Here is a 21,860-nt window from a genome sequence, read left to right on the forward strand (position 1 = left end):
TGCGCTATTTATGCCGAGCATGGTGGCATGTCGCTACAATCCAATCGTCAAACAATTTGCGGAGCGCCTACTAGCCACTGGGCATTCAAAAAAGGCCGTCATTTGCGCCATCATGCATAAGATGACTCACTTGATCTATGGCGTCATCCGCAATGGCAAGCCGTTCGACGCAAATTATTTGTCGAAACCACTTGCCATTCAAGACGGTATCGGACCCCAGCTGTGTTCATGCGGCCCATGCGGACCGCAGTCGCATCATCAGTTCTTCGACTCCGACGACGCTTCACCCTGGGTATGGCCTGCGCCTTGCTCCAGGAAAGCGCGCAGCATCCACGCATTCTTTTCATGGATTTCCATGCGGGTTGCCAGCATGCCGGCGGTCGGCTGGTCGTCGGCGGCGTCGGCGATGCGGAAGGCCGCGCGGGCGGTGCGCGCCACGGCTTCCTGGCCTGCGACCAGCTGGCGAATCATTTCTTGCGCGCCCGGCACGTTCGCTTCTTCCTTGATGGTCGACAGCTCGGCGTAGCGCTGGTAGGTGCCCGGTGCGAAGTGGCCCAGGGCGCGAATGCGCTCGGCGATGTCGTCCAGTGCGTTCCACAGCTCGGTGTACTGCTCCTGGAACATCACGTGCAGGGTCTGGAACATCGGACCGGTCACGTTCCAGTGGAAGTTGTGGGTCTTCAGGTACAGCATATAGCTGTCAGCCAGGACGCCCGACAGCGAGTCGACGATTTTTGCGCGGTCTTCGGTGCTGATGCCAATATCGATATTCATGTGCTTCCTCCGTAATCGGTAAGTCGATGATTCAGTAATGGGTACATGGCGCTGATGTTCGAAAATGCAACAGTGTCATAACAGCATCAGCTTACCATTTTGAGCGAAAACGCGATGGACGCTATCTGTGAGCTGCTTAACGGCGCACCTGTCGGGTTCGACGCTACTATCGGTAACTTATCAACTGTGGCTTCCGATAGCAATCATACGAGAGGATGGTATGCCCCTTCATGCCGCTATTCGCGCGGGAGACCTCCCCGCCGCGAACGCACTGCTCCGCACCGGCGCCGACCCGGATCGCCGTGACCCCGAGGGCTTCACGCCCCTGATGATCGCGGCCGGCTTGGGACAGTCGTACATGGTGTCGATCCTGCTCGCCGCCGGCGCCGACGTGCTGGCGCTCGATCCCCGCATGGGAGCGAGCGCGCTGCACAAGGCGGCGCAGTCCGGCAATGCCGACGTGATCGGCTTCCTGCTCGACCATGGCGCCTTCGTCGACCAGCAGTCGCCCGTACTCGGCAATACGGCGCTGATGGACGCGGTGCTCCACAAGCATGCCGGCGCCGTGGCGCGCCTGCTGGAGCGCGGCGCCAGGCCGAACATCCGCAACCACTGGGCGCAGACGGCGCTCGACATCGCACGCGGCGACGGCCTCGACGCCATCGCGCGCCTGATCGAGGCCAGGATCGACGCCGATGCCGAGCGCGTCGCCGCGCTGACCCTCGTCGCGGCGGTCAAGGCCGGCGACCGGGCCGAGGTCGAGCGGCTGATCGCCGCCGGCGCGAACCTCGACGAGCAGGTGCCGATGGTCGGCAGCCTCGATGACAATTACACGCCGCTGGGCATCGCCGCGCGCGAGGGCCATCTCGACATCGCTCGCCTGCTGCTCGATGCGGGTGCCGATCCGACCTGCATGATCGGCCTGATGGGCGGCACCGCCCTGCACGACGCCACCTATTTCGGCCATGCCGACATCGTCCGCCTGCTGGCCGAGCCGCGGCGCGGCGCCCGGCCCTTGCCCGAGCTGAATGCGCAGGGCGCTTACAACGGCCTGTCGGCGCTCCACGACGCGGTGTGGCAACAGCAGGTCGATGCGGTACGGGCCTTGTGCGAAGCGGGCGCCCGCCACGATCTCAGGGGACATACTGGCCTGACACCGCGCGAGCTGGCGCTGCACTACGGGGACGATGCTATCGCCGACCTGCTTGCCGAGAGAGAGCGCAAACGTGCGCAAACCCACACCGACGACCAACGAGGAGACCAGCCGTGAGCAACGCCATTCGACCGCACCCCTTCGCCATTCCCGAGGCCGACCTGGACGACTTGCGCCAGCGCCTGGCGCGCACGCGCTGGCCCGACAAGGAAACCGTCGACGACTGGAGCCAGGGCGTGCCGCTGGCCAGGCTGCGGGCGCTGGCCGACTACTGGCGCGACCGGCACGACTGGCGCGCGACCGAGGCGCGGCTGAACGCGCTCGAGCCATCCTCGACGACCATCGACGGCCTCGACATCCATTTCCTGCACATCCGCTCGCCGGAGCCCGATGCGCTGCCGCTGGTGATCACGCACGGCTGGTCCGGTTCAATCGTGGAAAACGTGAAGGCCGCCAGGATGCTGGCCGATCCGCGCGCGCACGGACACGACCCGGCTGACGCCTTCCACGTCGTGCTGCCGTCGATGCCGGGCTTCGGCCTGACGGGCAAGCCGCGCGAACCCGGCTGGACGCCGGAGCGCATCGCGCACGCATGGGTCGAATTGATGCGCCGCCTCGGCTACGACGGGTTCGTGGCCCAGGGCGGCGACTGGGGATATTCGATCACGAATGAACTGGGCGGCATCGGGCTGCCGGCGGTCAAGGCCGTGCACTTCAATATGCTCCCGGTCGTCGAGGGAATGGAAGCGCGCGACGCGCAGGAAGAAGAAGGACTGCGGCGCGTGCGCGACTTCAAGGACAACCAGTCCGGCTACCAGCTGATGCAGATCCAGACCCCGCAGACGATCGCCTATGCGCTGACCGACTCGCCGGTGGGCCAGGCGGCGTGGCTGCTCGACCTGTACTGGCGCTGGATGGACCACGACGGCGATCCGACCGACGCGGTGAGCATGGACGACATCCTCGACACCGTCGACTGGTACTGGCTGACCGGCACCGCAGGGTCGTCGGCCCGCATCTACTGGGAGAGCATGCGCACCTTCAAGGAGCGCGAGATCGCCGTGCCCGTAGCCTTCAGCCAGTTCCCGCGCGACCTGCACATGGCCAGCCGGCGCTGGGTGCAGGAGCGTTATCAGACGCTGATGTATTACCACGAGGTAGAGAAGGGCGGCCACTATCCCGCGATCGAGCAGCCCGAGATGTTCGCCGACGAGTTGCGCAAGGGTTTTCGTGGCGTGCGTTGACGCGTTGAAACGCTGATGCACTGACGCGCTGAATGAAGCGTTCCTTTGTCAGCCTGTAAACGTCGTCCCCGCGAAGGCGCACTAGCGTCCGGAATAATTTCGGGCGCTTGAAAGTGTCCGCTTCATAGGAGAAACCACGTCGTTCCCGCCCTCGCCGGGCGCCTTGGCGGGAACCCAAGTGTGCACGGCCAGTGGCCTAAAAATCGACCTCCGATGAACGTTCGGGTCACGCAAGAGCATGAACATTCTGTGATTTCACTTGGATCCCCGCCTTCGCGGGGATGACGATGCATACTTTGCGTATAAATATTCCGGACGCTAGTGCGCGAAGGCGGGGACCCAAGCGTGCATGCACGCCGCCTGCCTCGAACGCAAGTGGCAACGCAAAGGCCTTGGGTCCCCGCCTGCGCGGGGACGACGTGCTGGCGTCAGTAGAAGAACGACGTCGATAGCTTAGTGCGTACTACCGCTCGGCGGCATCATGGTCTGCACCGGGCTATCACTGGCGAACAGCTGTGCGCAGTCGACCTTGTCGAAGGCGTAGTGCTTGCCGCAGAAATCGCAGTTGATGCCCAGTTCGCCCAGCTCGGTCAGCGCCGATTCGACTTCGTCCTGGCCCAGCATCTTGAGCATATTGCCGACCTTCTCACGGTTGCAGCTGCAATGAAATTGCGGGTGCACCGGGTCGAACACGCGGATGGTCTCTTCCCAGAACAGGCGGTGCAGCAGGGTCGAGATATCGGTCGACAGCAGCTCTTCGCGCTTGACAGTCTGGCCCAGCATGGCGGCGCGGTTCCAGGTTTCCAGGTCTTCGGCCTCTGAGGCCTGCTTGGTCTGATCTTCTTTACCGCTGTGGCGCGGCAGCTTTTGCAGCAGCAGGCCGCGTGCGACCTTGTCGTCGGCCGCCAGCCACAGGCGCGTGTCCATCTGCTCCGACCGCAGCATGTAGTTTTCGATCACGGTCGCCATATCGTCGCCGTCGAGCGGCACCACGCCCTGGTAGGGCTGCTGGCCCGGGACCTTGTCGGCCGGGTCGAGCGTGATCACGAAACGGCCCTTGCCGTTGGCGTTGAACATGTCGTTCAGGGTGACGTCGTCCGCGATCTCGACGTCGGGCGCCAGTTTCGCCGTGGCGCGCATGCGCAGGTCGGCGTCGCATTCGACCACCAGCAGGCGCACCGGGCCGTCGCCGTGGATCTGCATCACGATCGACCCGTTGAACTTGAGGTTGGCCGACAGCAGGGCGCCGGCCGCGACCATCTCGCCCAGCACCGAACGCACGGCTTTCGGGTAAGCGTGACGGGCCTGGATCTCGCGCCAGGTGTCCGAAATCTCGACCAGCTCGCCGCGCACGGCCGCATTGTCGAAGATGAATTTTTGCAGGGTGTCCCTGTTGGTGGTGCCAGTATCCGTAGTCGTCATTCTTTATCCGATTTTCTTGAGTTGCGCCTTGAACAGCTGGCCGCGCGCAACATAGTTCGCGGCATTGCCTTCCAGGCGCAGCAGGTCTTCTTGTGTCAGTGTCCGCACCACCTTCGCGGGCGAACCCAGGATCAGCGAGTGGTCGGGAAATTGTTTGCCTTCCGTGACCAGGGCGCCCGCGCCGACCAGGCATCCCTTGCCGATCCGCGCGCCGTTGAGCACCACGGCCTGGATCCCGATCAGCGAGCCGTCGCCCACCGTGCAGCCGTGCAGCATGGCTTGGTGGCCGATCGTCACGTTCTTGCCGATCTCGAGCGGGTAGCCCGGATCGGTGTGCATCACGGTGCCTTCCTGAACATTGCTGTTCTCGCCGATCGTGATGGGCTCGTTATCGCCGCGCAACGTGGTGCCGAACCACACCGAGGCATTCGCGGCGAGCCTGACCCTGCCCACCAGGGTGGCCGTGTCGGCGACGAACGCCGACGGATCGATCTCGGGCGCATGCTCGCCCAGCTGGTAAATAGCCATGGATGTGCTCGCGTAGGTGGAAATGGCGTTATTTTACCGCCACCGTCCTGTCCCGAAGTCCGGCAGATGGGGCCGCAGTGCGCGAATTCAACCGCAGGCCCGTATAATCATCCGAACGACCGTACTAATTTGGGAAATCCATGAAAGCCTCACGTTCCGAATTCCTCACCGTGCGCGGCCTGCGCATGCACGTGCGCCACTGGGGCTCGCCCGGCGCGCCCAAGCTGTTCATGCTGCACGGCTGGATGGACGTGTCGGCCTCTTTCCAGTTCATGGTCGATTGCCTGCAGGGGGACTGGCACGTGATCGCGCCCGACTGGCGCGGCTTCGGCCAGAGCGCGCGTTCGGGCTTTGATACTTATTGGTTCCCCGACTACGTGGCCGATCTCGACGTCTTGCTCGACCATTACGCCCCGGGCGAGGCGGTCAACCTGCTCGGCCACAGCATGGGCGGCAATATCGCCGGCATCTATGCCGGCGTGCGGCCGCAGCGCATCGCGAAGCTGATCAACCTCGAAGGCTTCGGCCTGCCGACCACGCACCCCAAACAGTATCCGGGCCGCGTGGCCAAGTGGCTGGACGAGTTGCGCGAGCCGCCCGAGATGCGCGGCTATGCCAGCCTGGACGAAGTGGCGGCGCGCCTGCGCAAGACCAATCCGCGCCTGGCGCCCGAGCGCGCCGCCTTCCTGGCCGCCCACTGGGCGGAACAGGACCGCGACGGCCTGTGGAAGATCCTGGGCGATCCGGCGCACAAGATGAGCTCACCGCTGCTGTATCACGTCGACGAAATCATGGCCTGCTGGAGCGCCATCACGGCCCCGGTGCTGTGGGTCGAGGCCGAGGACACCGATATGTGGCGCTGGATGGGCGCCAAGGACCAGGCGCGCGCCGAGGTCGACCGGCGGATGGCCTACCTGAAGGACGTGACGCCGCGCATGGTGCCGCAGGCCGGCCATATGCTGCACCATGACCAGCCGGAATTGCTGGCAAGCATGGTCGAGGAATTCCTCTACGCCGATCATGGCGATAAGTGTCTCCGATAATGCACGCATTGCCGTTGTAATCACACCTCATCCTCGCGGGATAAATTGCCGGTGGGAAACTGCTGTGATACAGTCGCCCCCGAGCGTGCGCCAGTCCGGCCGCACCACTGACCGACAGGATTCACGATGGCTTACCGAGGCGCCTGCGCACTCGCCGCCGGCCTGCTGCTCGCAGGCTGCGCCATGCCCTACAGCCCGGCCCCCGTGGCCACCAATTTCTCCAGCACGCACCAGCTCAAGGTCCAGGCCGCAGCCCATTGGGGCGTGATCGCGCGCCATATGGCGACCGAGCTGGGCCCGACCCTGAAGACGGCGCCGAGCCGCTCCCTGTACGTGGAGCCGCTGCAACCGTCGATCTTCAGCACGGGCGTGAAGTCGCATCTGGTCACGGCCCTGGTCAACGATGGTTTCGTGGTCGTCAAGAATCCGGTGCCGGGTGCGCTCAAGATCGAGCTCGACACGCAGGTGGTCGCCTTCTCGGCCGACCGTCCGCAGTACCGCTACGCCGGCCTGCCGACCGCGCTGGCCAGTGGCGCCTGGGTCCTGACCAGCATCCAGCACAGCCCCGAGTGGCTGCTCACGGCCGGCGTCTACGGCTATGACGCGCATCGCTGGTTCACCGCCCAGTTCGCGCCGGGCGATACGCCGAAGACCGAAATGATCGTGACCGTCTCGGTCGCGGACGAGCAACGCTATTACGCGCGCAACACCTCGGTCTACTACACCGACGACGAGGATCTGTCGCTGTACGATGCCGCCCTGGCGGAGAAGCTGGCCGCGCCGGCAGCGCAAGTGCCGGCATCGAAGACCTTCGCGGTCAAGGACCATTGAGCTGAACATGCGCACATTGACATTATCGGCGGCCGCACTGGGCCTGTCCTTGCTGCTGGGCGGCTGCGCGCTGATCGAGCAGCCCAACTACACCTCGGTGAGCGCGAACGATTTCGTCGCCGCCAACTACCGTGCGGCCGACGCATTGCAGGCCCAGCTGGCCGGCAAGCTGACCGGCGACCAGCCCCTGATCATGGCCACCCTCGTCAACATCGACGCCCTCGAACATAGCTCGATGCTGGGCCGCGTGGTGTCCGAGCAGATCGCCACCCGCCTGGCCCAGGGCGGCCTGCCGGTGCTGGAAATGAAGCTGCGCAATAGCGTCTACCTGAAGCGCAACCAGGGCGAGCTGATGCTCACCCGCGAGCTGGGCGAAGTGGCCGGCACGCACAACGCGCAGGCGGTGGTCGTGGGTTCGTATGCCGAGACGCGCGACACCATCTTCATCAACGTCAAGGTGATCCAGCCGACCACGAATCTGGTGTTGGCGGGGCATGACTACGTGCTGGCGAAGCAGGGGACGATCCGTTCCATGCTGGTGCCGGACTGATCAAGGCAACCTGGCGCACGATTTCCGGCAGCTGATTGCGCACCCAGCGCAGCTCGGCGTCGTCCGGCGCTTCCGGCGCCTGCGCCAGCATGGCGAGCCGGGCCATGACGTCCGGGGCGATCCCGACGTCGTTCGCCGCATCGATCGCCAGCACGAAGCGCTGCGCCACCGGGCCGACCGGCCCGCCTTGCGCGCGATAGCGCTGCAGCTCGCCCATCAGGTGAAGGGCGAGGGCAGGCTGGCCCGCATCAGGCGGCGTCGCCGCTGGCATTGAGTTCACGCACCAGCGTCTCCACCAGTTCCGCCGCCGGCATGGCCCGCGCGAGCGGCGCGCCTTGCCCGGCCCAGTGGGCCGCATATTCATGGTTGCCCGATTTCGCCGCCGCCGCGTGCAACTGCTTGGCCGCGTCATACGCCACCGGATAGGCGGCCGGCACGCCCGACGCGCCATGGCTGACCAGGCGGTTGACGATGCCGCGCGCCGGCCGTCCCGAGATCGCCGCAGTCAGGGCGGTGGTGGCGGCGCGTGGGCTTTGCAGCTTGGCGCGGTAGGCGTCGTTCGCTGCCGATTCCGGCGTCAGGATGAAGGCGGTGCCCAGCTGGGCGCCGGCCGCGCCCAGGTCCAGCGCGGCCCTGATGCCGGCGCCATCCATGATGCCGCCGGCAGCGATCACCGGCAGCCCTGTTCGCTTGACCAGCAGGCGCACCAGCACCGCCATGCTCAATCGTTCGTCGGTCGCATCGAGGTCGAACATGCCGCGGTGGCCGCCGGCTTCGATGCCTTGCGCCACGATCGCGTCGATTCCCGCCTGTTCTATGCGCAGCGCCTCAATCAGGTTGGTGGCGGTGGCCATGGTGCGGATCCCGGCTGCGCGCAAGGCAGCCAGCCGTTCGCCCGAAGGCAGGCCGAAGTGGAAGCTGACGACTTGTGGGCGCAGGTCGAGCAGCATCCGGAAGGTCTCTTCGTCATCGTTGAAGCTGCGGTAGATTTCATCGAGCGTGGAGGGCGGCGTTGCGCCGGCGTTGGCGAACAGCGGCGCCAGGTGGGCCAGCCAGGCCGACTCGCGCGCGGCATCGCGCTGGGCCGGCGCGTGGCAGAACACGTTCACATTGATCGCTTTGCCCGTCAGCGCCTGCGTTTCTTCGATCGTCGCGCGCGCCTGCGCCGCCGTGCTTGCACCGATCCCCAGCGAACCCAGCGCGCCGGCATCGGACACCGCCGCCGCCAGTTGCGGCGTGCCGACGCCCGCCATCGGCGCCTGGATGATCGGATGTGCGACTGACAGCTGGGAAAAGAATGGATGGGACGGGTGCATGGCGGTTCCTTTCGGTTGACTGTTATTCTCAATCAGAGAATGAAGTGATGGTATCATTCTGTTTTGAGAAAAGATATATGGAAACTGAATCTTTGCGCATTTTTTGCGCCGTGGCTGCGGAGCTGAGCATCACGCAGGCCGCGGCGCGACTGGGGCGGGCGCCATCGAACGTGACGACCCGAGTCCAGCAACTCGAGGCGGACCTTGGCGTCGGACTGTTCGTGCGGACGGCCAAACGCATCGCCTTGTCGACGGAGGGCGGGCAGTTCTTGGCCTATGCCGAACGGCTGCTGGCGCTGGAAGACGAGGCGCGGCAGGTCGTGTCGAACGGCGCCTCGGGCGGCGTGCTGCGGATCGGCAGCATGGAGAGTACGGCGGCCAGCCGCTTGCCGGGCGTGCTGGCCGCCTTCCACGTCGACCATCCGGCCACGCGGCTGGTCTTGCGCACCGGCCCGTCGCGCCAGATCGTCGAACAGGTGAGGACGGGTGCGCTCGACTGCGCCTTCGCCGCCTTGCCGGACGATGGTGCGGAGCTCATCGAGATGGGGCTGCAATCGATGCCGGTCTGGGTCGAAGAGCTGCTGTTGCTGCTGCCGCCCGGCGAATCGGACGTCGAGGACGCGCGGCAGGTGAGGGCGCGCTCGCTGGCCGCCTTCCCACTGGGCTGCACCTATCGCAGCCTGGCGGAAGACCGTCTGGGCATCGCCGGCGCCCCGGCCTGGCGGGTGCAAGAGATGAATTCCTATCACGCGATGATCGCCTGCGTGGCCGCGGGCGCTTGCGTGACGGTGTTGCCGGCCAGCGTGCTGGCGCTGGGCGGGGCGCCAGCCGCGCTCAGGACCTTGCCGCTGGGGCGTCTCGCGACCTGCCTGGTCTGGCGCGACGGCTTCGCGACCCCGGCGTTTCGCGCCTTCTCCGGGCGCTTGCAGATGGTGTAAGGCATCGTGAGAGGGGCACTGAAATACGCGTACAATGTCCGTTCCAGATACCTCATTGTCCCCATGCTGAAAGTCGACCTGCACTGCCATTCCACCGTCTCCGACGGCGTACTCGCTCCTTCGGACGTGGCTGCCTACGCACGCAAGGGCGGAGTCGATGTGTGGGCGCTTACTGACCACGATGAGGTCGGCGGCATCAAGGCCGCGCGCATTGCGGCGGCCGAGCTGGGCATGCGCTTCGTGGCCGGGGTCGAGATCTCAGTCACCTGGGCCAACGAGACCGTGCATGTGGTCGGCCTGCAGGTCGACGAAGACAATCCGGCCCTGATCGCCGGCCTGGCCGCGACCCGCAACGGCCGCGAGCAGCGCGCGCGCGAAATGGCGGCCCAGCTGGAGCAGGCCGGCATTCCCGGCGCCTACGAAGGCGCGCTGCGCTACGTCGCCAATCCCGACCTGATGTCGCGCACCCATTTCGCGCGTTTCCTGTGCGAGATCGGCGTGTGCGACACCACCTCCGAAGTATTCCGCCGCTTCCTCACCGAAGGCCGGCCCGGCTATGTGCCGCACCGCTGGGCCACGCTGGCCGAGGCGATGGGCTGGATCCGCGGTGCGGGCGGCATCCCCGTGATCGCGCATCCGGGCCGCTACCGCTTCAGCGACACCGCGCAAGGCGTCCTGTTCGACGAGTTCCGCCAACTGGGCGGCAAGACCATCGAGGTCGTCACCGGTAGCCACACGCCCGACCAGTACGGGATCTATGCCGAGCTGGCGCGGCGTTACGGCTTTTTGGCCTCGCGCGGTACCGACTTCCATGCGCCGGGCGAGGCGCGGGTCGAATTCGCGCAGTTGCCGCCCCTGCCATCGAGCGTGACGCCGGTGTGGCATGACTGGTTTTGAGCCTGCGCTGCTGCCGGTAACCGCTTGGGCGAGCTGAGCGATGTCGAGCCAGCTACTGTTTCTGTTCAGCGTCCTTGGCGGGGTCAATGGCGTTTTCCTGGCGCTGTATTTTTTTACCCGCCGCAGCAACCGCCTGACGCATGCCATGCTGGGCGCCTTGCTGATCGCGGTCGGCTTTCGCACGGTCAAGTCGACGTTCTATTACTTCAATCCCGATCTCGCCATCGAGTTTCTGCAGATCGGCCTGGCGGCCTGCCTGCTGATCGGGCCATTGACCTATCTGTACGTAGATAGTCATCTGGCCGATCTGAAACTCAGCGCCGCAAACGGTCGCTGGCGCTGGCATCTCTTGTCGGCGTCCTGCATCATCCTGATCGCGGTAAATTTCCCATATTCCCAGTATCCGAACGCATGGTATTACTATGTCTGCGGCATTCATGCGTATTGGTTTGCCTATCTGCTATTGGCCGCAAAAAAGCTGTGGCAATCGCGTGCGCTGTTGCGCGATGCGAACGGCAAGCTTAATCGCAGCAATATATTGTTGTTGAGCGTGTATTCCGGTAGTTTCCTGCTGCTGGCCGCGTATGTGACGACGCCGCTGACCTCGTATATTGTCGGCGCCTTGTCATTTACCTTCTCGGTACACGTCGCCATTTTGTCCTGGATCGTGCACCACGGAGCGAAAACCGAGGTCGCCAAGAAAGAAAAGTACCAGAATCGCAAATTGACTGGCCAGGATGCCGGCGAGTTGATCGAATCGCTGAACCGGGTGATGCGTGAACAGCAGCTTTACCTGAACCCTAATCTAAGCCTGGCGCTGCTGGCAAAAAAGGTCGGGAATCTGCAAACCACGGTGTCCCAGGCAATCAACGAGAATCTGGGTAAAAGTTTTAACCTGTATATCAATGAGTTCCGCATCCGGCATGCCCAGGACTTGTTGATCAGTGAATCTCGCATGAATATGGAACTCGTTGCCGAGCGCAGCGGTTTTAATTCGACCTCCACCTTCTTCGCCGCATTCAAGAAGACCACCGGACAGACACCGGCGAGCTACCGCGCCGCCCGCGCGTCCGATTCGCTTGCATCCTGCACGGATCGCACCGTGGGTACGCCCGCGTCGTAGCCTTCCCGGGCCGACGTCCGGCCCACGTAAATACGCCGCCCAGCCCCCGGGCTGCGGCCACCTCTCTCCCCCGATCGTTTCTTGCTCCCGCCCCAGGTCAGCCGCGGCGCTGCTCGTGCCAGGGCTGCGGAATCATGTATCCGGAGTCCGAAATCATGGTTCATGAGCGCGGCGCCGGGCGGCTTCCCTATATTGGCTACCGACGCCGTGTGCCGCCCCCGGACGACCGATCCGGGCGGGTGCGCGGCCGGGTAACCGTATCTACCTTCGGTAACAGGTATTTCTACATTTTCAGGTGAATGTATGTGTCGACCTCTTTTTATTCAGATATTAATGGCGCTTTATCTCTTGCTATTCCAGCCTGACTGCGCCTTCGCGTCGCCGGTCTCCCCCGGCGCAAACGGTATGCCCGTGCAAGGACAGAAAATTCTGATCGTCACGTCAAACCAGCATACGTATGGAAATACCAGCATCAGCGCCGCCAATCATTTCGAAGAAATCGTGATTGCCTATGATGTGTTCAGGAAGAGCGGCTACGTGGTGGATGTGGTGAGCCCGGAGGGAGGGGCTATTCCACTGAATTATATTGACACGGCAAATGAAATCCAAAAGGCGCATTTGTATGACGCGCAATTCATGAGCCTTCTCAAGAATACCCGTCATCCACGGCAAGTCAGGGCCGGCGACTACAGGGCGGTTTATTACAGCGGCGGCGGATCCGCGATGTTCGGGGTGGCCGACAACAAGGACATTCAAGAGATAGCCACCGCAATCTACCGCAGTGGTGGCGTGGTGTCGGCCATCTGTCATGGCACTGCGGGCATCGTCAACCTGAAAAACCTCGATGGCAGCTCGCTGCTGGCCGGCCGAAACATCACCGGCTTCCCCGATTTGTTCGAAAACACGAAGGCCGATTACTACAAGACCTTCCCATTCTCGATCGACAAGGAAGTCAGCAGGAAGGGCGGGAATTTTGAGTATTCAAAAAAATGGGCGGCGAATTTCTATATCGTCGACGGCAACATCATCACCGGACAAGACCCTTCGGCGACCGTGTCGGTCGCGCAGGAAGTAATCAAGGCAATCCAGAGAAAAACCTGAGCAGCGAATCCCCGCGCATCGTTTGCAGCCAGCTGAAACAGACTGGTCATTACAATAAAACACAGGAATCGATCCATATGAAGAATCACGGTCTCATGGCAATGCGTTTTGTGCTGGTATGTCTCACACCGCTGTCGCTGTCGCTGCCGGCGCATGCCAGCAACAGCATCGACGCCGCTACCCTGCAGAAATTCGATGCGGTGTTCAGCGACTTCAGTGTTCCCCGGCCGGCGCTCGCGGTGGCCATGTTCAAGAACCGGGAGCTGGTGTATCAGAAGGCGTATGGCCAGGCCAATCTCGAACACGGCATTCCGGCAACCGTCGATACCAGCTTCCAGGTCGATACGCTGGCGTGGGAATTCATTGCCTATTCTGCACTGATGCTGGAAAGCCAGGGCAAGATCAAGCTGAGCGACGACATCAGGAAGTATCTGCCCGAGTTGCCCGATCTTGGCGAAAAAATCACCGTCAATCACCTGCTGAGCTCGACCGACGGGGTTGCCGGCTACAAGGTCTTGCAAGCCCTGGCCGGGTGGGAGGCGAGCGGGTCCGGGCAGAACGCAGCCGTCCTTGACCTGATCAAGAGCCAGAAGACATTGAATTTCAAACCAGGCGAAGAATTCTCGCCAGGCGGTGACAGCAGGTTCATCCTGTTGGCCAGGATCGTCGAAGTCGTCTCCGGGGAGTCCTTCGATGCCTTCAGCAAGAAGAATATTTTTACGCCGCTGGGCATGGCGAACACGCAGTTCGTGGTTGACGACGCCCAGTTCATGGCCAACAGGGCGGTTCCTTACCGGAGTGCAGGAGAAGGCGTCTACAAACACGATGTGGGCGGACGCAATACTCCTGGCCTGGTCAATCTGTATTCCTCGATACGCGACCTGTCGCTCTGGCGCGCCAGCCTGGCATCGCCCGCACCCGGCAATCAGGCCCTGGCCGACAAGCTGAACCAGCCGATCAAGCTCGATAGCGGGGTGGTCATCCGCGATATCGCCAGGGTCTCGACCTACGGCCAGCAGCATGCTGGCCAGGAAAGAGGCATCTCGAAGAAATACCAGATCGGCGGCGTTGGCGGATACGCGAGTTCGGTGTTCAGCTTTCCCGATCACGATGTCTCGGTTGTCGTGCTGAGCTCGGGGCTGGACTACAGCGGAAGTTATGGCATGCGGCTGGCGTCCGTCCTGCTCGAAAAACAGTTTGTCGAGCCTCTGACGATCGACTATTCGCGCATCCAGCGCGTGAAGGTTGCGCCTTCCCAGCTCGCGCAATACGCGGGCAATTACTGGACCGCGGTCCGGGCGGTTCCTGCTGTAATCTACGTCAAGGACGACGTCCTGTATTACGGCAGGGCAGGCGGAGCGCCGGGGCGTGAACTGATTCCCTTGGGCGGTGCGAAATTCCAGCTGAAGATCGAGGGCGACGACCATTATTTCGTCGAGTTCGTCGGTGGCAAGCATGGACCGGAAATGCACTACAGGATGGGGACGAGCGACCCGGTGGTGTTCGAGTCCTATAAGCCCGTGTCGTACACCGATCGGGAACTGGAGCAGTTCGCAGGCACCTTCCATAACGAAGAACTCAATGCCTCCTATGTCTTGACTGTCAGCAAAGGGATGCTCAGCGCACGCAATCTGCGCGTCGGCCAGGTCGACTTCAAGCCGCTCGACGCCAACAGGTTTTCGGGCAACAAGCCTTTCATGGGCGGGCTCAGGTTCCAGCGCGGCAGTAATCAGGAGGTGACCGGCTTCCAGATCATTGGCGACGAAGCCCGGGGGCTGCAGTTCAAGAAGATCCACGGCCCTGGCGCCTGATCGGCCCTTCAATCTTCCCAAAGCCAGGCAGCGCCTGGCTTTTTTCGTCGCTGCGCGCTGTTGCGACCCTACAACCCAAGAAAATTACCGGATGCGTCCTTGAAATTCTCGTTTTATACTCCACATGGAGTATATGTAGAGTATAGGATGCGATATGAAGCTGGTTTCCCCTGAAAAAAAGCTCCCCGATAGCGACAAGGTCACGGTCAACGTTGGCCTGGTTGACCTGGCCCAGGTCGATCTGCTGGTCGAAGAAGGGTTTTATTCGAACCGCACCGATCTGGTCCGTACTGCGATCCGCAATCTGTTGCAGCAGCATGCAGATGTCATTCGGCAAACAGTCGTGCGCAAACGCTATGTGATGGGCCTGTACCGCTACACCCGGCGCGAACTGGAACAGATCGTTGCGGACGGGCAGCAGCTTGAGATCCACGTTCTCGGCCTGGCCGTGATCGAGGACGACGTCCCCGCAAGCCTGGCGCGCGAGGCGATCGCATCGCTCCAGGTGCTGGGCGCCTTCATCGCATCAACGGCCGTGCGCGAAGCATTGGCCGACCGCCTCCAATCATGAAGAAGGATAAACCCATGAAACCTTTCGAACAGTTCATCGGCCAGATGCTGGAATCGGCGCGCCGCGTGCAGGCGCGCGACCCGCAGGCCGCCACCGATATCATCCAGCAGGCGCTGGCCCAGGCCGGTCTGCTCACGCCCCAGCAAAAGACCGAGGCATCGCCGGAAGCGCCGCAAGCGCCGGAATTCGTCGACCTCAATTCGCCGCCGGCCTGGAGCAGGCCGAAGTCGCGGCCCCGTCCGGCTGCGAAGCCCCAGTCGCGCCTGCCCGGCCGCTTCATCGCCGGTAGCCACGTCTGCGAAGCGGGCAGCCGCCGCTACAAGCTGTATATTCCCGCGAAACCGGCCGAGGGCCGCCGTCCGCTGGTCGTGATGCTGCACGGCTGCACCCAGAACCCGGACGATTTCGCGGTCGGCACCGGCATGAACGCGCTGGCCGAAGAACTTGGCGTCCTGGTGCTGTATCCCGAGCAGGACGGCCGCGCCAACCATTCACATTGCTGGAACTGGTTCGAGCCAGGCCACCAGGCGCGCGATGCGGGCGAGCCGGGCATTCTGGCCGGCATGACGCGCGAGGTCATGCGGGAGTACGATGCCGAGCCGTCGCAGGTGTTCGTGGCCGGCATGTCGGCCGGCGGCGCGATGGCGGCGGTGCTCGGCGCCGAGTATCCCGAACTGTTCGCTGCGATCGGCGTCCATTCCGGCTTGCCGGCGGGCAGTGCGCGCGACATGATCACGGGCCTGCAGGCCATGAAGAAGCCCGGCCGCGGGCGCAGCCTGCGCGAGGCGGTGCCGGTGATCGTCTTCCATGGCGATGCCGACCATGTGGTCAATCAGGGCAACGGCGAAGCAGTGTTGAAGCAATTCGTCGGCGCCCACGCCGGCCTACGCGCCACGCCGCTGCATGCGAGCGAGACCGAATCGACCCAGGGCGGGCGCCGCGCTACCCATCGCACCTGGCGCGACGAAGAAGGGCGGGCGATGGCGGAGAACTGGATCGTGCACGGCGCGGGCCACACCTGGGCGGGCGGCGATGCGGCCGGTTCGCATACCGATGCACTCGGCCCGAACGCTTCGCGCGAGATGCTGCGCTTTTTCCTGCGGCGGTAAGACGGCCGGCCCGGTCTGCTAATGGCTGGGCCTTGAATTTTGCGCGGTGCAGCCCAACCTTGGCATCCTGTCATCAATTTTCAGGAGATGTCTGCCATGAAGCGTGTTGTTCTGTTCCTTGCAACCAACCTTGCCGTCGTGCTGGTGCTGACGCTGGTCATGAACCTGCTCGGTCTGGGGCGTGTCGTGTCCGCGCAAGGGCTCAACATTCCTGCCCTGGCGGTCATGTCCATCGTCATCGGCTTCACGGGCGCCTTCATTTCCCTCCTGATGAGCAAGCCGATGGCCAAGTGGTCGACCGGCGCGCGCGTGATCAAGCAGCCGACTAATTCGACCGAGCAATGGCTGGTGCAGACTGTGCGCCGCTTGTCCGAGCGCGCCGGCATCGGCATGCCTGAAGTGGCCGTGTATGACGGCGAGCCCAACGCATTTGCTACGGGCGCCTTCAAGAACTCGGCGCTGGTTGCCGTCTCGACGGGCCTGCTGCAGAGCATGAACCAGGACGAGGTCGAAGCCGTGCTCGGCCACGAGGTGGCGCACATCGCCAACGGCGACATGGTCACCCTGACCCTTATCCAGGGCGTGGTCAACACCTTCGTCGTGTTCCTGGCGCGTGTGGTCGGTTTCTTCGTCGACAAGGTATTGTTCCGTAAAGAGGGCGAGGGCCCCGGCATCGGTTACTACGCGAGCGTGTTCGTGCTCGAAATTTTGTTCGGCCTGCTGGCTTCGATCATCGTCGCCTGGTTCTCGCGCCAGCGCGAATTCCGTGCCGACGCCGGCGCCGCCAAACTGATGGGCAGCCCGTTGCCGATGCAGCATGCGCTGGCCCGCCTGGGCGGCTTGGCGCCGGGCGCGCTGCCGCAGTCGATGGCCGCCTCGGGCATTTCCGGCAGCGGCGGCGGCTGGGGCGCGCTGTTCTCGACCCACCCGCCGATGGAACAGCGCATCGCCGCGCTCCAGCAACTGCGTTAATCAATCAAGGACGTTTAGATGGGCCAATATTTCCAGATCCACCCCGAGAATCCCCAGGCCCGCCTGATCAAGCAGGCGGCGCAGATCGTCAGCAGCGGCGGCATCGTCGCCTTGCCGACCGATTCGGCGTATGCGCTGGTATGCCGCCTGGACGACAAGGCGGCGGTCGACAAGCTGCGCCGGATCCGCGGCATCGACGACAAGCACCACCTGACCCTGCTGGTGCGCGATCTGTCCGAGGTGGCGCAATATGCGCGCGTGGATAACACACAATATCGCCTGCTCAAGGCCACGATGCCGGGCCCGTACACGGTGATCCTGGAGGCGACGCGCGAACTGCCGCGCCGCCTGTCGCACCCGTCGCGCAAGACAATCGGCCTGCGCGTGCCCGAGAACCGCATCACGCTGGCGCTGCTCGAAGAACTGGGTGAGCCGCTGATCGGCACCACCCTGCAACTGCCGGGCGACGACCACATGCTGTCCGACCCGGAAGAAGTGCGCGAGCGCCTGGAAAAGCAGATCGAGCTGATCATCGACGGCGGCGCCGGCTTGCTGGAGGCGACCACCATCATCGACCTGACCGGCCCCGAGCCGGAGCTGGTGCGCGAGGGCAGGGGCGATCCGGCGGCCTTCGGCTTGTAATCCCGGCTTAAGAATTCCACAGGACAAGTGCGTACCGGCCTCTGATAGAATCCCTCTTATGGATGAAACGATACGCAACATCGCCGTCTACGCGCTGCCCGTTCTTTTTGCGATTACCCTGCACGAAGCCGCCCACGCCTACGCCGCCAAATTTTTCGGTGACAACACCGCCTATTCCCAGGGCCGCATGAGCCTGAATCCGCTGGTGCACGTCGACATCTGGGGCACCATCGTGATTCCGATCATGATGTATCTGTTTACGCCCTTCGTGTTCGGCTACGCCAAGCCGGTGCCGGTCGACTTCGCCCGCCTGCGCAATCCGAAGCGCGACATGGCCTGGGTCGCGCTGGCCGGCCCCATTGCCAACCTGATCATGGCCGCGCTGTGGCTGCTGTTCGCGGCGTTGCTGGTGTTCTTCGGCGTCAGCGAGACCTTCCCGCGCCGCATGGCCGAGGCCGGCATCCTCACGAACCTGTTGATCATGGCCTTCAACCTGCTGCCGATTCCGCCGCTGGACGGCGGCCGGGTGTTGACCAGCATGCTGCCCAACAACCTGGCGTGGAAATTCGCCCGCATCGAGCCCTACGGCTTTTTCATCGTGCTGGGTCTGGTGTTCCTGCAGCTGGTGGGCTACTGGGTGGTGCCGGTGATGCAACTGGGCCGCTGGATCGTGGACATGATGGTCCTGCCGTTCACTTTCGTGCTGTTCTGACGCCATGCCAGTCGACGCGCCGCGCGTGAACATGCAGGCTCTGCCGCCGTCGCCATGGGTCGAACGCTTCGTTTCCCTGGCGCCGCCCGGCGAGGCGCTTGACTTGGCTTGCGGCAATGGCCGCCACACGCGCCTGCTGGCAGCGCGCGGCCTGCAGGTGCTGGCGCTGGACCTCAAACCCGAGGCGCTGGCCGCCAGCGCGGGCCACAACGTCACGACGATGGCCTACGACCTCGAGGCCGACGGTTCGCCCTGGCCCTTCGAGGCGGGACGGTTTTCGGCGATCGTGGTCACCAATTACCTGCACCGGCCCCTGTTCGCCTTTCTTGCGGCCAGCTTGCGGCCGGACGGCATCCTGATTTACGAAACCTTCGCGCAGGGGAACCAGATCTACGGCAAGCCATCCAATCCTGCCTTCCTGCTGGCGCCCGGCGAGCTGCTGGGGCTGGCGCAAGACGGCGGATTGCAGGTGCTGGCCTACGAGGACGGTCATGTGGAACGACCGAATCCGGCCCAGGTGCAGCGCCTGTGCGCGGTCGGCGCGGGATTTGCCAAAACCGAGGCCCGGCTCGACCATATTGTGGTCAGGAATGAACCATAGCGGCGGGCTATCCGCTACAATCAGATTTTTTAATGAATGGCACGGCCAAGATTATGATTAAGGGCAGTATCGTAGCACTCGTCACTCCGATGTTCGAAGACGGCAGCCTTGACCGCGATTGCTTGCGCAAGCTGATCGACTGGCACGTCGCGGAAGGCACCGACGCGATCGTCATCGTGGGCACGACGGGCGAATCGGCCACCGTGTCGCCGGAAGAGCATTGCGAACTCGTCAAGCTGGCCGTCGATCACGTCGCCGGCCGCATTCCGGTCATCGCCGGTACCGGCGGCAACTCGACCGCGGAAGCGATCGCGCTGACCCGCCATGCGAAGGAATGCGGCGCCGATGCTTCGCTGCAGGTTGTTCCTTATTACAACCGTCCGACGCAAGAGGGCATGTACCGCCATTTCCGCGCCATCGCGGAAAGCGTGGACCTGCCGATCATCCTGTACAACGTGCCGGGCCGTACCGTGGCCGATATGGCCAATGAGACCGTCGCGCGCCTGGCGCCGATCGAGAATATCGTCGGCATCAAGGACGCCACCGGCAATATCGGGCGCGGCATCGAGCTGCTCAAGATGGTCGACAAATCGTTCGCCGTCTATTCGGGCGACGATCCGAGTGCGATGACCCTGATGTTCTGTGGCGGCGCCGGCAATATCTCGGTGACGGCCAACGTCGCCCCGCGCGCGATGCACGAGCTGTGCGTGGCCGCGATGGCTGGCGACGTCGCGCGTGCGGTCGAGATCAACAACCGCGTGCTCGGCCTGCACGGCAAGCTGTTCGTCGAACCGAACCCGGTGCCGGTGAAGTGGGCGCTGGCCGAAATGGGCAAGATGCCCGCCGGCCTGCGTCTGCCGCTCGCGCCGCTGTCTGCCCAGTACCACGAGACCGTGCGCGCCGCCCTGGTGGAAGCCGGCGTTCATTCCTAATCCCGGGCCCGCAAGGGTTCGGGTTCCTGACCTGATATCGAACGACATGACTAAAAGCAAGTACTCGGCATTCAACTCCGCGCGTTCCAATTTCTCGCCCCTGGCTTCCGCTCCCGCTGCCGCACGCGTGCTGACGCTGACCGCGCTCGCTTTCAGCCTGGCGGCCTGCACCACCATCTTTGAAGGCGACAAGGTCGATTACAAGGGCGCCAAGAAAGCCGCGCCGCTGGACGTGCCGCCCGATCTGACCAAGCTGCAGCGCGACAACCGCTACGCCATCCCTGACGGCCGTGGCGTCGCCACCGCATCCGGCCAGGCGGCCGCCGCTGCCGCCGGCACGGGCGGCGGCTTCGTCCCCGGCGTCGCGGCGAGCAACCAGCAGATCGGACCGATCTCGAGCGACGCGATCAGCGTCCAGCGCAACGGCGACCAGCGCTGGCTGGTGGTCAAGCAGACCCCGGAACAACTGTGGCCGCAACTGCGCCAGTTCTGGGAAGAGCAGGGCTTCGCCATCGAAACCGAATCGGCCACCACCGGCACCATGGAAACCGCCTGGGTCGAGAACCGTTCGAAGATTCCGCAAGACTTCATCCGCAACGCCATCGGCCGCGTGTTCGACCGCGCCTACTCGACCGGCGAGCGCGACAAGTTCCGCACCCGCCTCGAGCGCCTGCCGGACGGTTCGACCGAGATCTGGGTCAGCCACCGCGGCGCCGAGGAAGTCCTGACCGGCCCGCAGAACGAAACCACCACCTGGACTTCGCGCCCGAACGATCCTGGCATGGAGTCGCAATTCCTGGGCCGCATGGTCGCGATGTTGACTGGCACCAAGGAAGTGGCGACGGCCGAAGCGACGGTCGCCAACGCACCGGTGGCGCCGCAGCACGCCAAGCTGGTGGGCGACACGGTCGAGGTCGACGAAGGCTTCGACCGCGCCTGGCGCCGTGTCGGCCTGGCGCTGGACCGCGTCGGCTTCACCGTCGAAGACCGCGACCGCGTGCAGGGTGTCTACTTCGTACGCTACGTCGATCCGGACGCGGCCGAGCAGAAGGAAGGCTTCTTCAAGCGCCTGTTCTCGTGGGGCGGCAAGTCGGAAGACGAGCTCAAGGAAGCCCAGCGCTACCGCGTGCTGGTCAAGACCGAGCAGGGCGCCAGCGTCAGCAAGGTCACGGTCCAGACCAACGAAGGCCAGGCGGATACCTCGCCGACCGCGGGCAAGATCCTGAATCTGCTGCATACCGAGCTGAAGTAATCCCTGACCTGGTAGCTGGCTTCAAGCCCGGCTACCGGCTTCAAATACCTCGTCCCCGCGCAGGCGGGGACCCAAGTTTCCCAGCGTTTCGATAGCGCTGGCAGTACTCGGGTCCCCGCCTTCGCGCTACGCTGAGCCTACATCTTCAACATTTATTTGGCGTATGCTGAATCATTGAAGTGTGGACTCAGTGGAGGTTGCCATGGCTTCTCTCGAACTGCTCAGGGACGAGCATTGCATCGGCGAATTTGGGGACGAACGTCTCTGCAGAACTGGAATACTTCTCCATAGTCGAATATCAGAACGGGGCACGGTCTGCTTACGCCGTTTAAGCGATG

General features: G+C 63.7%; 23 protein-coding genes. 18 read left to right on the forward strand and 5 right to left on the reverse strand.

Features of this window, described 5'->3' with window-relative positions; genetic code table 11:
• Nucleotides 1–258: 258 nt before the first annotated feature.
• Complete coding sequence (locus SOM61_RS25930; RefSeq protein WP_320476744.1) at nt 259–774, reverse strand: Dps family protein; 516 nt, start codon at nt 772–774, stop codon at nt 259–261.
• Nucleotides 775–994: 220 nt separating this feature from the next.
• On the opposite strand from SOM61_RS25930, the gene SOM61_RS25935 reads away from it, so the two are divergent.
• Nucleotides 995–2,044 (forward strand): ankyrin repeat domain-containing protein, encoded by a 1,050-nt coding sequence (locus SOM61_RS25935; RefSeq protein ID WP_320476745.1) that lies wholly within the window; start codon nt 995–997, stop codon nt 2,042–2,044.
• Nucleotides 2,041–3,171 (forward strand): epoxide hydrolase family protein, encoded by a 1,131-nt coding sequence (locus SOM61_RS25940; protein ID WP_320476746.1) that lies wholly within the window; start codon nt 2,041–2,043, stop codon nt 3,169–3,171. Before SOM61_RS25935 ends, SOM61_RS25940 begins: the two co-directional genes overlap by 4 nt.
• A 453-nt stretch (nt 3,172–3,624) precedes the next feature.
• Here SOM61_RS25940 and hslO read toward each other — a convergent pair whose 3' ends face one another.
• On the reverse strand, nt 3,625–4,593 hold the full coding sequence (gene hslO, locus SOM61_RS25945) for an Hsp33 family molecular chaperone HslO (protein WP_320476747.1): 969 nt from the start codon (nt 4,591–4,593) through the stop codon (nt 3,625–3,627).
• A gap of 3 nt (nt 4,594–4,596) precedes the next feature.
• Complete coding sequence (locus SOM61_RS25950; RefSeq protein ID WP_320476748.1) at nt 4,597–5,121, reverse strand: gamma carbonic anhydrase family protein; 525 nt, start codon at nt 5,119–5,121, stop codon at nt 4,597–4,599.
• A gap of 140 nt (nt 5,122–5,261) precedes the next feature.
• Between SOM61_RS25950 and SOM61_RS25955 the strand changes: the two genes are divergently transcribed.
• From SOM61_RS25955 to SOM61_RS25965, 3 genes are all read left to right on the forward strand, one after another.
• Nucleotides 5,262–6,164, forward strand: coding sequence for an alpha/beta fold hydrolase (locus tag SOM61_RS25955; RefSeq protein WP_320476749.1), 903 nt, complete (start codon nt 5,262–5,264; stop codon nt 6,162–6,164).
• Between the two features lie 126 nt (nt 6,165–6,290).
• A complete protein-coding gene (locus SOM61_RS25960; protein ID WP_320476750.1) occupies nt 6,291–6,995 on the forward strand; it encodes a hypothetical protein in 705 nt (234 codons plus the stop codon).
• A gap of 7 nt (nt 6,996–7,002) precedes the next feature.
• Complete coding sequence (locus tag SOM61_RS25965; RefSeq protein ID WP_320476751.1) at nt 7,003–7,545, forward strand: FlgO family outer membrane protein; 543 nt, start codon at nt 7,003–7,005, stop codon at nt 7,543–7,545.
• Here SOM61_RS25965 and SOM61_RS25970 read toward each other — a convergent pair.
• Nucleotides 7,448–7,825 (reverse strand): hypothetical protein, encoded by a 378-nt coding sequence (locus SOM61_RS25970; protein ID WP_320476752.1) that lies wholly within the window; start codon nt 7,823–7,825, stop codon nt 7,448–7,450. The genes SOM61_RS25965 and SOM61_RS25970 overlap by 98 nt on opposite strands.
• Entirely contained in the window at nt 7,794–8,861 is a 1,068-nt protein-coding gene (locus tag SOM61_RS25975) for an NAD(P)H-dependent flavin oxidoreductase (RefSeq protein ID WP_320476753.1), read from the reverse strand. Before SOM61_RS25975 ends, SOM61_RS25970 begins: the two co-directional genes overlap by 32 nt.
• 77 nt (nt 8,862–8,938) lie before the next feature.
• On the opposite strand from SOM61_RS25975, the gene SOM61_RS25980 reads away from it, so the two are divergent.
• The 13 genes from SOM61_RS25980 to bamC all read left to right on the forward strand — a co-directional run bounded on the left by SOM61_RS25980 (nt 8,939) and on the right by bamC (nt 21,522).
• Nucleotides 8,939–9,799 (forward strand): LysR substrate-binding domain-containing protein, encoded by an 861-nt coding sequence (locus SOM61_RS25980; protein WP_320476754.1) that lies wholly within the window; start codon nt 8,939–8,941, stop codon nt 9,797–9,799.
• A 63-nt stretch (nt 9,800–9,862) separates the two neighbouring features.
• Nucleotides 9,863–10,696 carry a 3',5'-nucleoside bisphosphate phosphatase gene (locus SOM61_RS25985; RefSeq protein ID WP_320476755.1) on the forward strand — a complete coding sequence of 278 codons (834 nt, stop codon included), beginning with the start codon at nt 9,863–9,865 and terminating at the stop codon, nt 10,694–10,696.
• A 40-nt stretch (nt 10,697–10,736) separates the two neighbouring features.
• Nucleotides 10,737–11,819, forward strand: a complete 1,083-nt coding sequence (locus tag SOM61_RS25990) for an AraC family transcriptional regulator (RefSeq protein ID WP_320476756.1) — start codon at nt 10,737–10,739, stop codon at nt 11,817–11,819.
• A gap of 333 nt (nt 11,820–12,152) precedes the next feature.
• The gene (locus SOM61_RS25995; RefSeq protein WP_320476757.1) at nt 12,153–12,920 is read left to right on the forward strand and encodes a type 1 glutamine amidotransferase domain-containing protein; all 768 of its coding nucleotides are present in this window, start codon (nt 12,153–12,155) and stop codon (nt 12,918–12,920) included.
• A 77-nt stretch (nt 12,921–12,997) separates the two neighbouring features.
• Nucleotides 12,998–14,731, forward strand: a complete 1,734-nt coding sequence (locus SOM61_RS26000) for a serine hydrolase domain-containing protein (protein WP_320476758.1) — start codon at nt 12,998–13,000, stop codon at nt 14,729–14,731.
• Nucleotides 14,732–14,885: 154 nt separating this feature from the next.
• The gene (locus SOM61_RS26005; protein ID WP_320476759.1) at nt 14,886–15,302 is read left to right on the forward strand and encodes a CopG family transcriptional regulator; all 417 of its coding nucleotides are present in this window, start codon (nt 14,886–14,888) and stop codon (nt 15,300–15,302) included.
• Nucleotides 15,303–15,316: 14 nt separating this feature from the next.
• Nucleotides 15,317–16,411 (forward strand): extracellular catalytic domain type 1 short-chain-length polyhydroxyalkanoate depolymerase, encoded by a 1,095-nt coding sequence (locus tag SOM61_RS26010; protein WP_320476760.1) that lies wholly within the window; start codon nt 15,317–15,319, stop codon nt 16,409–16,411.
• 96 nt (nt 16,412–16,507) lie between these two features.
• Nucleotides 16,508–17,383 carry a protease HtpX gene (gene htpX, locus SOM61_RS26015; RefSeq protein WP_320476761.1) on the forward strand — a complete coding sequence of 292 codons (876 nt, stop codon included), beginning with the start codon at nt 16,508–16,510 and terminating at the stop codon, nt 17,381–17,383.
• 18 nt (nt 17,384–17,401) lie between these two features.
• Complete coding sequence (locus tag SOM61_RS26020; protein WP_147936861.1) at nt 17,402–18,025, forward strand: L-threonylcarbamoyladenylate synthase; 624 nt, start codon at nt 17,402–17,404, stop codon at nt 18,023–18,025.
• A gap of 58 nt (nt 18,026–18,083) precedes the next feature.
• A complete protein-coding gene (locus SOM61_RS26025; RefSeq protein ID WP_320476762.1) occupies nt 18,084–18,737 on the forward strand; it encodes a site-2 protease family protein in 654 nt (217 codons plus the stop codon).
• Nucleotides 18,738–18,768: 31 nt separating this feature from the next.
• Entirely contained in the window at nt 18,769–19,338 is a 570-nt protein-coding gene (locus tag SOM61_RS26030; protein WP_320476765.1) for a class I SAM-dependent methyltransferase, read from the forward strand.
• 53 nt (nt 19,339–19,391) lie between these two features.
• The gene (gene dapA, locus SOM61_RS26035) at nt 19,392–20,270 is read left to right on the forward strand and encodes a 4-hydroxy-tetrahydrodipicolinate synthase (RefSeq protein WP_320476763.1); all 879 of its coding nucleotides are present in this window, start codon (nt 19,392–19,394) and stop codon (nt 20,268–20,270) included.
• Between the two features lie 46 nt (nt 20,271–20,316).
• A complete protein-coding gene (gene bamC, locus SOM61_RS26040) occupies nt 20,317–21,522 on the forward strand; it encodes an outer membrane protein assembly factor BamC (protein WP_320476764.1) in 1,206 nt (401 codons plus the stop codon).
• Nucleotides 21,523–21,860: the final 338 nt, after the last annotated feature.

Source organism: Massilia sp. CFBP9012, assembly GCF_034045115.1.
Classification (GTDB): domain Bacteria; phylum Pseudomonadota; class Gammaproteobacteria; order Burkholderiales; family Burkholderiaceae_D; genus Telluria.